We start from the raw sequence: 13,400 nt of genomic DNA, 5'->3' as shown, positions 1-13,400 counted from the left end.
TATGGAAACATTCATTTTATACCTAGTTGGCACCATCGGGAGCACGGCGACATACTATGTCAACACCAAGTTTCACCAAGGGGCAGTACGTTCGTCGGCATTGCTGACCTTACTTGTTGCAGGTTTTCTACATTTCTTCCCACAAAGTGTTTCTCCTTATCTCGCACAGTACATTCCCCCTATTTTTATAGGCGCGTCATTTATAGGCATGGTCTCCAAAAACCAGTTATCAACCTATTTCGGTTTGGCTCTAGCTGGCGCTATTTTCACGACAATACTGCTCAATACCAGTAAATTTTTTACTGGTTATGGCGGAGCCCTCGGCACTTCCGCCTGCATCGCGCTGTTGGTCGTACTGAGCATTCCTTATTTTAAATCACCACGGAAAATGACCGTTGGATTTCTTCAGCTCCGCAAAACAATCTTAAAAAAACAAGGAAAAGTTTCAAAAAGACGAGTAGATTTGTTTAAATAAAAAGTATAACCACATGAAACCTTTATTTCTTGCCCTTATTATCCAAATCTTTCTCCTGAGCCATTTGAGTGCTCAACAAGCAAAAATTAACATCGTAAATCAAGAACGAAATAGCAGCTACAGAGGTTTAAGTGTAGTTGATGATACAACTCTATGGGTAAGCGGAAGCAATGGGACAGTTGGGCTCAGCACCGATGCTGGAAAAAACTGGCAGTGGGTCAATCCAATTGGCTACGAAAAAACAGATTTTAGGGATATCGAAGCATTTGATGAGCATGAAGCCTTAATTATATCGGCCGGTTCCCCTGCCATTATCTTAAGCACACAGGATGGTGGTCGAAGCTGGAAAGAAGTATTCAATGACAAGCGGCCCGAAATATTTTATGACGGTTTTGCTTTTACATCAAAAGGGGTCGGCATTGCCTTTGGCGACGCCATTCAGGGAAAAATGCCGCTATTGAAAAGCACCGATTTCGGAAGGTCCTGGAAAGATATATCCCCGAATATGCACTTTACCATTACCGATGGCGAGGCCGGTTTTGCAGCCAGTGGAACATCAATATATTGCGATAACAGCGGAACATATTGGATTGCCACAGGTGGGACAGTTTCCAATATCTACAGCAGCAAGGATCAGGGTAACACATGGCAACGTTACAGCTGCCCCATCATTCAGGGCACAAATAGCACCGGCCCTTTTTCTGTCGCATTTAACACATCAAAAACGGGTATTGTCGTCGGTGGCGATTATAAGGCGGATAAAAACAAAGACAAAAATAGCCTGCTAACCAACGATGGCGGCAAAACATGGTCTGCACCACAGACAGCACCCGCTGGCTTTAAGTCGGCCGTTATTTATCTTTCAAAAAAACAGCTGATCAGCACGGGCACTTCGGGTACAGACCTATCGAATGACGGCGGAAAAAACTGGACGCCTATTGGAAAGGAAAGTTTCAATGCCGTCCAAAAGGCAAAAAAAGGTCGAGCGATATTTTTAGTGGGCGATAAAGGCAAAATAGCGAATTTAGCATTATAAGCTAAATTCGCTATTTCCTGCAACACTACACACTATTTTTTGCAGCACTGTGCCGCTAGGTTTTGTCGTCCAAAACCGAGATTTACGCACTTATAAATAACTACTTACGCGACAAACGCGATTCCTCCAAATCCAGGGAATACTCGATCTCTTTAATGACATCGCTGTCAAAAGCCTTGCTTTCCTTGATCTTGTACAGACCATCACGACGCAGCGCCAAAAGTTCCAGCATAATTTTATTATAGAGCCCCCTTACTGCCGAAAGCTGCGCGCGCGTATCCTCTTCTTTCGCTCGTTCGGATGCATTTACGCTTCGGATAATCTGCTCTTTGACGCGAGCGATGGTCTCATGTTCCAGCATTTCTTTTGCATAATGTTTATCCAGATATGCAATAGATTCTTTGCCAAGCCGTACACGGATCTCATCAATTTGCTCTTCCATTGAAGCTTGCTCGTCGACTTCCTCAATTTTTATCAATTTAATCAACAAAGGCAATGTAAGCCCCTGAAAAACGAGTGTTACCAAAATAACCACAAACGTAATGAACAAAATCAGATTTCGGTGCGGGAAGGCCGTTCCATCGTATAAAGTCAATGGAATCGCTAATGCTGACGCCAAAGAAACCACGCCTCTCATCCCGGCCCAGCCAACGACCAGGGGCAGTTGCCACCCCGGACTCTTTTCCTTGATGCGAACCCGTTTAAATAATATTCTGGGAACAAAAGCCGAAAGATAAACGGCGATTAAGCGTAAAACAATAACAATTACACAGATCGCCAAGGCATAATCAATAGCTTCCTCCATGGAGTATTCACCCAATCCATTGATGATCACCGGAAGCTCAAGTCCAATTAAAATAAAAACAAATCCATTTAATAGAAAGCCCACTGTCGCCCAAACCTCCTTCGTCTGGATGCGCGTATGGTAGTTGAGGTAATCGCCTGCCCGGAAGGAAAGAAACAATCCACCACTAACCACCGCCAAGACCCCCGACCATTCAAAATGCTCCGCAACAATATACATCAGGTAAGGTGCGATGAGGGTAATGGGTGTTGAAATACTGGACGATTTCGCGACATAGCGTAAGAAAATATAGAGGATGTGACCTATAACCAAACCAACTACAACACCCATGACTGATAACATCAGAAACTGTGTCGTCGCATTGCTCATTACGAACTGACCAGTAAGAATCGCGATGGATGCAAATCTAAAGACAGTCAATGAGGCCGCATCATTGACCAGGCTTTCTCCTTCCAATATTGCAATTCCCCGTTTAGGAATACTTACCCCCTTCAGGACAGAACTCGCGGCCACGGCATCTGGGGGAGAGATAATCCCACCCAGTAAAAAGCCCAGCGCTAAGGTAAACCCAGGAATAATACTGACCGAAAAGTAGGCAATGGCCAATGATGTGAAAAAGACTAAACCAAAGCCCATGATGAAAATAGACCGTCGCCACTTTAGAAAATTCCCCCAATTGGTATACCAGGCTGCTTCGAAAAGCAAAGGTGGCAAAAACACCATAAATACGATATCGGGATCAACACTAATAACCGGCGCGCCCGGAATCAGCGAAATCACCAGTCCGCCAATAACCAGCAGAATGGGGTAAGAGATTTTTAAGCGTTGACTCAGCACAAATAACATGGCCATAAAGAAAAACAGCACCATAACCAATAAGAGGTTGCTGTGAATTTTTTCACCGGCCTTCCCGCCCACGGTAGACTTAACATCCTGATAGGGAACCGACATGGACATGCTGTATTGACGAATCTTCCATTCATTATCCAGCTTACTTAATACCCCCACGCCACGAAAAGACTTGGTATTGATCTTAAAAGATTCATCAAACCACGCTGTCGTACTATCTGCATTAAAGCTGATATGCCGCTTATCATAGGTGTAGGTCCAGGCATTTTTTGGATTGAAATATTGATCGGTGAACTTCTCTGCATGTGCTTTATCCCACCTTTCATCATGATCAGTACCCAAAATAACGCCATCTGAAGCAATAACATTCAAAAACGGGCCATACTTTACCTCGCCCGAGGTTTTGTGCCAACGGTCTAACAGCCCATTGATTTCGTCCATTGGCTGCTGGGCATTTGTCGGAAAGACAAATAAGATTAAACTAAGAAAACAATACGTACCTAAAATGATCTTTCTAATCATACATTATAAAACTTCGTAATCGCTCAGACAATACGCTTTCGCTGAGATCAGTCTTAAAACAAAAAGCTGCGTATGCAGCTTTTTGTTTTTATTTAATTATTTCTTCAATTTCGCTGATAATCCGCTGCGCGATCTGCTCAGCAGCTTCAGGCGTAGGTCCCTCCGAGTAAATCCGAATAATCGGTTCGGTATTCGATTTACGCAAATGCACCCATTCATTTTCAAAGTCTATTTTCAAGCCATCGATTGTCGAATGGTCTTCATGCTTATATTTTTCCTCCATTTTGGCCAATAGGTTGTCAATGTCCAATTCCGGAGTCAGCGTGATCTTGTTTTTTGACATAAAGTATTGCGGCAAAGAAGCACGATATTCGGAGGCTTTTTTACCAAGCTTAGCCAAATGTGTCAAGAAGATGGCCACGCCTACCAGCGCATCACGGCCATAATGAGATGCCGGGTAGATAACACCACCGTTTCCTTCTCCGCCAATGACAGCATCGACTTCTTTCATCTTTGTAACCACGTTGACTTCGCCCACAGCCGCCGCATAGTACTCGCCACCATGTGCTTTAGTCACATCACGTAGTGCGCGTGTAGAAGATAAATTGGAAACGGTATTTCCTTTTTTATGCTGCAATAAATAGTCCGCTACGGCAACTAGGGTATATTCTTCACCAAATAGCTCGCCATCCTCCATCATAAAGACCAATCGATCTACATCCGGATCTACGGCAATCCCTAAATCAGCTTTGTGTTCAATAACCGCAGCCGATAGATCCGTCAAATTCTCTTTCAATGGTTCTGGATTATGCGGGAATTGACCATTTGGCTCACAATGGATTTTAAAGATTGTCTGTACACCAAGTGCATCCAATAAGGCAGGTATAAATGTACCACCGGTACTGTTGACTGCATCCAAAGCAACTTTAAAATTAGCCGCTTTGATGGCTTCTTTATCCACATATTCCAGTGCCAACACAGCGTCTACATGTTTCTGTAAGTATGAATAATCTTTATGAACTTGTCCCAGTTCTTCCACTTCGGAAAAATCAAAGTCTAAGGATTCACCAAGGGCCAATACTTCTTGCCCTTCAGCATCTGAAATGAATTCACCCTTTGCATTTAATAACTTTAGTGCGTTCCATTGACCGGGGTTGTGTGAAGCAGTCAAAATAATACCACCCGCTGCTTTTTCCATCGGTACGGCAATCTCTACCGTTGGCGTTGTTGCAAGACCCAGGTCAACCACATCAACACCGATGCTTTGTAGGGTTCCAATCACCAAATTACTTACCATCTCACCAGAAACACGCGCATCTCTTCCGACAACAATTTTTTTGATACCACTCTGCTTAACAATTATTTTGCCATAAGCAGCTGTAAACTTAACGATATCTATTGGGGTAAGTGCCTCTCCAGCACGTCCGCCGATCGTACCTCGTATTCCTGATATTGATTTAATTAAAGTCATTTCTTTTGAATTGATTAACGTGTAAATTTAGCACAATGGCAATAAAATATCGAATTAAAATTATAATTAATGAATATTTAACGTATATTTGTTGCAACAAAGTTGTTTTTAAAAGAAACAACCGTTTGCAATGAAATTATTTTTACTTTTGAAAAGTGAGTTTTTAAAGTTTGGGAATTTCATTGTCATCAGCAACATTTATGATTCAACAATTAGTACACATCGATCAAGAGATTTTTCTGGCCATTAATCAAGGCTTGAGTAACCCCGTATTTGATTGGTTATTGCCGATATTACGCAATCCATACACTTGGGCACCTTTGTATTTATTTCTGATCATATTTTTCATTAAGACCTATGGAAAAACAGGTATCCTAATTGTTGCCATGACCTTGGTTACTTTCGGAATTTCCGATGGTATATCCTCTCATTTGATCAAAAAGACTGTAAAAAGGATTAGACCATGTAACGACGTGGAGTTTAAAGAAAATGTCAACATCCGAGTGCGATGCGGTTCGGGCTTCAGCTTTACATCCTCTCACGCGGCCAATCATTTTTCCCTAGCTTTTTTCTGGATTGTACTTTTCCGGAGAAGATGGAAACATGCGCTTTGGCTTTGTATTACCTGGGCAACCCTAATCTCAGCCTCTCAAATTTATGTTGGTGTCCATTACCCGTTTGATGTCCTGTGTGGTTCAGCCTTAGGTATTCTGGTTGGATTGGCAACAGGCTACTTATTTAAACGGTTTGTGCCTAGCTTTTTTAAAACTGAACACGTATAATGAATTCAATTTTATTGATTTTAATTTTATTCATACCTGCATTTGCAAGTGGAATTGCTGTATTTTTTGTACAAAAGAAAGGAACCAGCTTCCTTAAACTCATCCTTTCTTTTAGTGGAGCCTATTTATTCTCTATTACTGTGCTTCACCTCATTCCGCATGTCTATCAGTCCAACAATACTTCACCTGAAGTATTGGGTATTTATGTACTTGCTGGATTTCTTTTCCAGCTATTTCTTGAACAGTTCTCCCAAGGGATCGAACATGGCCATATCCATACCGAAAATGATCATGACCACCATAGCCATCGTTTTCCAATCGGTATTATGTTCAGCCTATGTCTTCATGCTTTCCTCGAGGGAATGCCACTTGCGGCTACACATCAGACAGAACTTGCACTAGGCATATCCATCCACCACATTCCGGCCGCATTTGCGTTGGGAAGTATTCTAATAAGCACACATTTAAAGAAAAATACCATCCTCATTACACTGGCTTTATTTGCGGCAATGACCCCTTTTGGCTTTTTGCTGAGCAAAGCCATCAGTGCAGGTGAAGTAGGGAATATCCAGCAATATTTTGATAAAATCATGGCCGTCGTTATTGGTATCTTCTTACACATATCGACGACGATACTTTTTGAATCGGGCTCCATTGACCATCATAAATTCAATAAAAAGAAAATGATCGCTGTGATTGCAGGTGTTGCGATTGCACTCGGAAGTTTCTTATTTGTCGGAGAACATGATCATGGGCACGATCAACACCAACAACCGCATGATCATGAACATCATGACCATGCGCATTAATTTCTTTAGCCGCGAAGTTTATCCAACAGTGTACTTAACGTCATTGCCTCTTCTTCACTAATTCGATTGGGTAAAAGATCCTTCATCAGCATTTCCTCATCTAGATTCTTAAGAATCTCCAAGCCCTTCTCGGTGATAACCAAATCCACAGCCCTTTTATCTCCACCCGATTGACAACGTGAAACCAATTCTTTGGAAACCATGCGATCAATCATACGCGAGATGTCAGGGGTGGTACTCAACATTCTTGATTTAATCAGATTATTGGTTGCAGGCTTAGGATATTGGCCCCTCAATATGCGCAAGACATTAAACTGTTTCAAAGTGATCCCTTCTTTGGCAGCTCGCTGTTCAAGCTCATTGTTAATCCAATTGTACGTATATAGAATATTTACCGTACAACGATGCCATTCATTGCTGAATTTACTTACTTTGATTTCGTCCTCAATCTTCATTCTGGTTGATAATTAATCGTTCTGAATAGTAAAGATAGCTGTTTTTTACTAAATACATAACTATGACATTAGAATCATTCTAAATGGTAGAAATTCTGTATATTTGAAGAATTCAAAAAAACAGGCAGATGCGTAATAGAACTAGCTTAGATAAGCTAAAAAAAGGGGAAAAAGCGGTAATTATTGATTTTGATTCACACGAAATTCCAGCTAAATTTTTCGAATTGGGGTTTATACCTGGTACTGAAGTAGAAGTGAAACATATCGCACCTTTGGACGGTCCCATATGTCTAAATATTAGTGCTAATAACGCCTTAATTGCTATCCGCAAATCAGAAGCTAAAGTCATCCTTATTGATCAGAAATAATGAATAACCCGATTATTGCACTTTTGGGTAATCCAAATGTGGGTAAAACATCTCTATTTAACCGGATTACAAAATTAAATCAGAAAGTAGGAAATTATCCCGGTATTACGGTCGAAAAACGTGAGGGGCAAGTAAAAGCCAACAACAAAATTTATCGTATTATTGATTTACCGGGAACATATACCCTGTTCCCAAGTTCGCTGGACGAAGAAGTTGTTTTCAACACTTTAGTCAATAAAGAAAGTAGTTTCAGACCTAACCTTGTCGTTGTCGTCGCTGAACCTACGAACTTAAAGCGGTCTATTATTCTTTATCAGCAGGCCCGGGAGCTCGGTCTGCCGGCCATCTTTGTCATCAATATGATAGATGAAGCCAAAGAAAAAGGAATTACAATAGATGTTCAGAAGCTTGAGCAACTATTAAATACAAAAGTCTACGAAACCAATGCACGTACGGGACAAGGTATCGATCAGCTGATCAAAAACTTTGATGCTGTTCCGCCCATGTATATCAGCAAATTTAGCCTACCCAAGGAAGCTGATGCCGCATTAGAAGAAACCAAACGTCTTTTTCCATTAGATACGGAATACCATACCTGGCAATACCTGGCCAAAGGCGAGGTATCCTTTTTATCGAAAGAAAAAAATCAGGCGATTCAACAAATCCGTGAAAAACACCAATTACGCGCCGAGAGACTGCAAAAAGACGAAGCCATTTTGCGTAGTAAATCCCTGGATAGCAGCCTTGCTGAAATCTATGCAAAGGATGAATCCTCCAATAAAAACAAAACCAATACGATTGATAGCATCCTGCTTCATCCCATCTTTGGCTATGTCATCTTCTTTGGAATCCTCTTTTTAATCTTCCAGGCAATTTATACCTGGTCTGGACCAGCCATGGATTTTATCGATGGTTTATTTGGTGATCTTGCAGCCTATATACAAACAGCATTGCCGGCAGGGCCATTGACCGACTTGCTCAGCAATGGTATTATCAAAGGTATTGGCGGAATTGTGATCTTCATTCCACAGATCGTTATTTTATACATCTTTATCTCGATCATGGAAGAAACGGGCTATATGAGCCGTGTTGTTTTCCTGATGGACCGCTGGCTTCGCCCTTTCGGGCTGAATGGAAAATCAGTGATTCCATTGATTTCGGGCGTAGCCTGTGCTGTTCCTGCGGTTATGTCGGCACGTAACATCGAAAATAGCAAAGAAAGACTGGTCACTATTCTGGTAACGCCTTTTATGACCTGCTCAGCACGTCTACCTATTTATATCGTTCTGATCGGACTGGTGATACCGGACACGAAATTAGGGGGCTTTCAAATACAAGGTATTGTATTGTTTGTGATGTACCTACTTGGAATATTCGCAGCTTTGCTATCGGCGATTATCCTGACCAAAGTCATCAAATCAAAACACAAATCATTTCTAATCTTTGAACTCCCCACCTATAAGACTCCAGATTGGAAAAACGTAGCCTTAAATGTATGGGAAAAAGCATCAAGCTTTGTTTTCGGCGCAGGTAAAATCATTTTAGCCATTTCCGTTATCCTATGGGCATTGGGTAGTTTTGGTCCGAACGATAAATTTAGCCGGGCGGAGGAATATGTGACAAAAAATAACCCCAACCTGTCCGAAGCCGATTTGGACCATGAAGTTTCATCTTACCGTCTGGAACACTCTTTCCTTGGCTATCTTGGCATGGCTATTGAACCTGTTGTTAAACCATTAGGCTACGACTGGAAGATGGGCATAGGTCTTATTTCTTCGTTTGCTGCCCGTGAAGTTTTTGTAGGCACAATGGCCACAGTATATAGCCTTGGTGACGAAGTGGATATCGAAGATGAAGCATCTAAAACAACGGTATTAGGCAAAATGAAAAGCGAAATTAACAGGAATACCGGTTTACCGGCTTATAATTTAGCTTCTGGTGTATCCTTATTACTTTTCTATGCTTTTGCTATGCAATGTATGAGTACAATTGCAGCAGTAAAGAGGGAAACAGGCTCGTGGAAATGGACTTTGATACAGCTTGGTTTTATGACAGGCTTGGCGTATTTCAGTGCCTTGATTGCTTATCAACTTTTAAAATAAAAAGCTATGGATAATTTAACAGTACAATATCTCATCGTAGGAATGCTCGTTTTGGCGGCTGTATGGTATGTCGTTAAAAATGTCCGAAAATCACTAAAGGGCAAGTCGAGCTGCTCGAAAGGCTGCGGATGCGACTGCGGCGTAGAAAAAACACAAAAAGCAAATTAATTTATCTTTTTGAGTAGCATTTACAAATAAGATTTCGTTATTAGTTAGAGTGGCCAAAAATCACACTAGCTGCTAATTCATAAAGCGCCGTATTTCCAAATTACGGCGCTTTCTATTTCTGAGTCAAACAGGCCCCTCGCTATTGTTTATAAAAAAACAACGAAATACATTAAAACCACAACAGAATGTGCACAAATACCTAAGTGTTTTATTAACTTTATGCGCTTAGGGCAAATCGTTCGCTGGGAAGCTTTACGATAAACAGGTAATTCTTCTGGCGTCATTGATTTTGCTCAAACGATCCTTGGCGGGAGCAAATAGCCTCATGGGTTTTTCCGTATCTAAGGACCAGATTAAAACAGACTAGTAACCGTATTAACCATACACATGGAGAAACAGAACAATAAGGAGGAGTTAAAAAGAGGACTTCAAAACAGACATATTCAATTAATTGCCCTGGGTGGTGCAATCGGAACGGGCTTATTTCTAGGTATTGGGAAGGCTGCCACATTGGCTGGGCCAGCTGTTATCCTCGGCTATGCTTTCGCCGGAATTATTGCTTTTTTTATTATGCGCCAGTTGGGTGAGATGGTTGTTGAGGAACCTGTTTCAGGAAGTTTTAGCTACTTCGCCAATAAATACTGGGGTTCTTTTGCGGGTTATGCTTCGGGCTGGAACTATTGGGTGCTGTATATCTTAGTCAGCATGGCCGAACTCACAGCGATAGGCGTTTATGTACAATTCTGGTGGCCGGAAATACCTTTATGGGCATCAAGTTTATTTTTCTTCTTTGCAATCAACGCCCTTAATCTTGCCTCAGTCAAAATTTATGGCGAGACGGAATTTTGGTTTTCCATTATCAAGGTTGTTGCAATCATTGCCATGATTGTTTTTGGTGCATATTTATTGGTAAGCGGTACTGGAGGGGAGCAGGCAAGTCTCAGCAACCTGACTTCACATGGTGGTTTTTTCCCAAAAGGTTGGTTTAGCCAAACAGCGGATGGAAGTTTTGAAGGCCTTCTTTCCGCCATAGCATTGATCATGTTTTCTTTCGGTGGCCTGGAGTTGGTTGGTATCACTGCTGCCGAGGCCGAGCATCCCGAAAAGAACATCCCCAAAGCGACCAACCAGGTTATCTATCGAATCTTAATCTTTTACGTAGGTGCATTGATTATTCTTTTCTCTTTGACACCGTGGACAAATATCACCGCCGATACAAGTCCCTTTGTGCTGGTGTTTGACAAACTCAATGGGTTTGAATTTACGATCTTTGGAAAGACCTTCTATTTCACAAAAATTATCGCAAATGCGCTAAATCTTATTGTCCTTACCGCTGCATTATCTGTTTATAATAGCAGCGTGTACAGCAATAGCAGAATGTTATATGGATTGGCAGAGCAGGGAAATGCACCCCGTTTTCTTTCGAAACTCAACAAGAATCATGCGCCTATTAACGCGATTTTAGTTTCGGCACTGTTCGCGGCGATTTGTGTATTTATCAACTATGTAGCACCTAAAAATGCCTTGGAGATCCTGATGTCGCTGGTGGTATCTTCACTGATTATAAACTGGGTCATGATTTCCATTACACACTTGTATTTCAGAAAGAATAAACTCGATGCCCACTTACGCACCAAGTTTCCATCCTTTCTGTATCCTTTAAGTAATTATATCTGTCTGATCTTTTTGATCGCTGTACTTGGCATCATGTGGATAACAGGGATGAAACTTCCGGTAGAATTGATCCCTGCTTGGCTTATATTACTCTATGTGAGTTATGTTTTGATCAAAAGAAAGAAATCTTAGTTCACTGGAACCTTGATCTTATCAATCAAAAAAGCCTGATTCATTGCATGAATCAGGCTTTCTTGCTAAAATTTAATGCGGGTATTCCTCCTCGAGAATAGCAAATTCATAATTGTCGCTCCAACCATCTTTTAACGGCAAAATTTTCCGTCTGCGCGCCTCTTTGACCATGCCGACTTTCTCCATTACTTTAGCGGAAGCGATATTTCCAACAGCACAACCGCCCTCAATTCTATGAAAATTAAGTTCCTTGAAACCAAATGTCAGGATTCGGTTCAATGCCTCTGTTGCATAGCCCTTATTCCACATTGTCGCAACAAGCTTAAACCATACTTCTGAATTTCGATAGCGCAGCTTGACAACACTGATATTAATTAACCCAATAAACTCTTCCCTTCAAGGGTTTCTATATAAAAGGTATAATCCTTTCTGGCATCCAATTCATTGATTTGCGCCGACCAAGCTTCCACCATTTGCTCTGTATGGGCTATTCCATTCGGAAATCCACTCGGATTAAATAATGCAGATTCAGGATACATTAATAGGGAATGGATCTTTTCCAAATCTATTTTCTCTACGGATCTAAGCTTGAGCCGTTCTGTTCTAATTTCCATGTTTAAAATTACACAAATGGCTTAATTTAATGCTACCATTTGACAACAATAACTAAAATAAGCCCAGCTGCGTTCCTGCATCGGGTAAGCGGAAAAGATCTCTTCTCAAGGAGGGAAGCGTCCCATTATTCATAAATTTCTTGACGGAAAGCTTGAATAAATGCTGTAAACTCTCAGCCATATGGCCATCCCCTTTTATCCTCCGTCCAAAATCGGTATCGTTAATTTTTCCACCATGACAGGCTTCGATCCAGTGTAATACCTTTTCAGCACGATCAGGATAGTTTTGATAGAGCCAATCTTTAAAGATACCACCGATCTGTCCATTGAGCCTCACGATGGTATAAGAGGCCGTAATGGCTCCCGCATCTGCTCCCGAACGAATCAAATCTGAAATCTCATCACTATTGATCCCCGGAACGATGGGGGCCATCATTAACATGACGGGTACACCTATCTCAGTCAATCCCTCGATCAGTTTCAAACGGGCCGACGCTGTAGCAGTCCGAGGTTCCATTTTCTGACGTACCTCCTCGCGCAGCGAATTGATGGTCACAGCAACGGAAACCAGATTGTGTGCTGCAAGCTCGCGCAAAAGATCAAAATCCCGTCGCATCAGTACATTTTTGCTGATGATAGAGACCGGATGTTGGTATTTGACCATCAATTCTAAAAGCGAGCGTGTGATGCCCAGCTTCCGTTCAATCGGTTGATAACAGTCCGTATTGCCTGAAAGCATAATCAAATCGGGTTGATAGCTCGATTTTCTAAACTCCTGTTCGAGAAGCTGAGCCGCATTATGTTTTACTAGGATCTTACGTTCAAAATCCAACCCAGCACTAAAGCCCCAGTACTCATGCGAATTGCGCGCGTAACAATAAATACAACCATGCTCACAGCCCTGATAGGGATTAATGGATCGTTCAAAACGTAGATCCGGGCTATTTGATTTGGATATAATGGATTTTGGATGTGTCGGAATAAATTGTGTTTTCTCGGCACCCAAAAATTCTTCATCCAGCCCCTCCACATGTTCCTGCACGTATTGATTAGAAAAAAATTTGTTATTGGGATTGATCTGCGCCCCTCTGCCCTTCAAATATTCCGATGAATTCATAGGTTAAAATTACTAATTTTA

14 protein-coding genes are annotated in these 13,400 nt (G+C 41.6%); 8 read left to right on the top strand and 6 right to left on the bottom strand.

Going from position 1 to position 13,400, the window contains the following annotated elements; genetic code table 11:
• Window position 1: 1 nt before the first annotated feature.
• The gene (locus B4Z47_RS19250; protein WP_115047417.1) at window positions 2-475 is read left to right on the top strand and encodes a hypothetical protein; all 474 of its coding nucleotides are present in this window, start codon (window positions 2-4) and stop codon (window positions 473-475) included.
• A gap of 13 nt (window positions 476-488) precedes the next feature.
• Window positions 489-1,511, top strand: coding sequence for a WD40/YVTN/BNR-like repeat-containing protein (locus tag B4Z47_RS19245; protein ID WP_112375758.1), 1,023 nt, complete (start codon window positions 489-491; stop codon window positions 1,509-1,511).
• 100 nt (window positions 1,512-1,611) lie between these two features.
• Here B4Z47_RS19245 and B4Z47_RS19240 read toward each other — a convergent pair whose 3' ends face one another.
• Window positions 1,612-3,687, bottom strand: coding sequence for a Na+/H+ antiporter (locus B4Z47_RS19240; protein ID WP_115047415.1), 2,076 nt, complete (start codon window positions 3,685-3,687; stop codon window positions 1,612-1,614).
• 88 nt (window positions 3,688-3,775) lie between these two features.
• Window positions 3,776-5,158 carry a phosphoglucosamine mutase gene (glmM, locus tag B4Z47_RS19235; RefSeq protein WP_070563713.1) on the bottom strand — a complete coding sequence of 461 codons (1,383 nt, stop codon included), beginning with the start codon at window positions 5,156-5,158 and terminating at the stop codon, window positions 3,776-3,778.
• Between the two features lie 200 nt (window positions 5,159-5,358).
• Between glmM and B4Z47_RS19230 the strand changes: the two genes are divergently transcribed.
• Window positions 5,359-5,940, top strand: a complete 582-nt coding sequence (locus B4Z47_RS19230) for a phosphatase PAP2 family protein (protein ID WP_070563716.1) — start codon at window positions 5,359-5,361, stop codon at window positions 5,938-5,940.
• Window positions 5,940-6,749 carry a ZIP family metal transporter gene (locus tag B4Z47_RS19225; RefSeq protein ID WP_070563719.1) on the top strand — a complete coding sequence of 270 codons (810 nt, stop codon included), beginning with the start codon at window positions 5,940-5,942 and terminating at the stop codon, window positions 6,747-6,749. Before B4Z47_RS19230 ends, B4Z47_RS19225 begins: the two co-directional genes overlap by 1 nt.
• 5 nt (window positions 6,750-6,754) lie before the next feature.
• Here the strand turns inward: B4Z47_RS19225 and B4Z47_RS19220 are convergent, their stop codons facing one another.
• The gene (locus B4Z47_RS19220; RefSeq protein WP_070563722.1) at window positions 6,755-7,204 is read right to left on the bottom strand and encodes a MarR family winged helix-turn-helix transcriptional regulator; all 450 of its coding nucleotides are present in this window, start codon (window positions 7,202-7,204) and stop codon (window positions 6,755-6,757) included.
• Between the two features lie 128 nt (window positions 7,205-7,332).
• Between B4Z47_RS19220 and B4Z47_RS19215 the strand changes: the two genes are divergently transcribed.
• From B4Z47_RS19215 to B4Z47_RS19200, 4 genes are all read left to right on the top strand, one after another.
• On the top strand, window positions 7,333-7,572 hold the full coding sequence (locus B4Z47_RS19215) for a FeoA family protein (RefSeq protein WP_046672175.1): 240 nt from the start codon (window positions 7,333-7,335) through the stop codon (window positions 7,570-7,572).
• Window positions 7,572-9,674, top strand: coding sequence for a ferrous iron transport protein B (gene feoB / locus B4Z47_RS19210; protein WP_115047414.1), 2,103 nt, complete (start codon window positions 7,572-7,574; stop codon window positions 9,672-9,674). Before B4Z47_RS19215 ends, feoB begins: the two co-directional genes overlap by 1 nt.
• Window positions 9,675-9,680: 6 nt before the next feature.
• Window positions 9,681-9,842 (top strand): FeoB-associated Cys-rich membrane protein, encoded by a 162-nt coding sequence (locus tag B4Z47_RS19205; RefSeq protein WP_083295845.1) that lies wholly within the window; start codon window positions 9,681-9,683, stop codon window positions 9,840-9,842.
• A 387-nt stretch (window positions 9,843-10,229) separates the two neighbouring features.
• Window positions 10,230-11,648, top strand: a complete 1,419-nt coding sequence (locus B4Z47_RS19200) for an amino acid permease (RefSeq protein WP_046672150.1) — start codon at window positions 10,230-10,232, stop codon at window positions 11,646-11,648.
• Between the two features lie 72 nt (window positions 11,649-11,720).
• Here B4Z47_RS19200 and B4Z47_RS19195 read toward each other — a convergent pair whose 3' ends face one another.
• From B4Z47_RS19195 to B4Z47_RS19185, 3 genes are read right to left on the bottom strand one after another with little or no spacing between them, the layout of a single operon-like run.
• On the bottom strand, window positions 11,721-12,002 hold the full coding sequence (locus B4Z47_RS19195; protein WP_236560372.1) for a GNAT family N-acetyltransferase: 282 nt from the start codon (window positions 12,000-12,002) through the stop codon (window positions 11,721-11,723).
• Window positions 12,003-12,022: 20 nt separating this feature from the next.
• A complete protein-coding gene (locus B4Z47_RS19190) occupies window positions 12,023-12,262 on the bottom strand; it encodes a hypothetical protein (protein ID WP_115047412.1) in 240 nt (79 codons plus the stop codon).
• A 52-nt stretch (window positions 12,263-12,314) separates the two neighbouring features.
• Entirely contained in the window at window positions 12,315-13,379 is a 1,065-nt protein-coding gene (locus tag B4Z47_RS19185; RefSeq protein WP_115047410.1) for a PA0069 family radical SAM protein, read from the bottom strand.
• Between the last annotated feature and the right edge of the window lie 21 nt (window positions 13,380-13,400).

Source organism: Sphingobacterium sp. UBA2610 (assembly GCF_002339225.1).
Taxonomy (GTDB): Bacteria; Bacteroidota; Bacteroidia; order Sphingobacteriales; family Sphingobacteriaceae; genus Sphingobacterium; species Sphingobacterium multivorum.
This window is presented reverse-complemented; position numbering and strand designations above follow the sequence as displayed.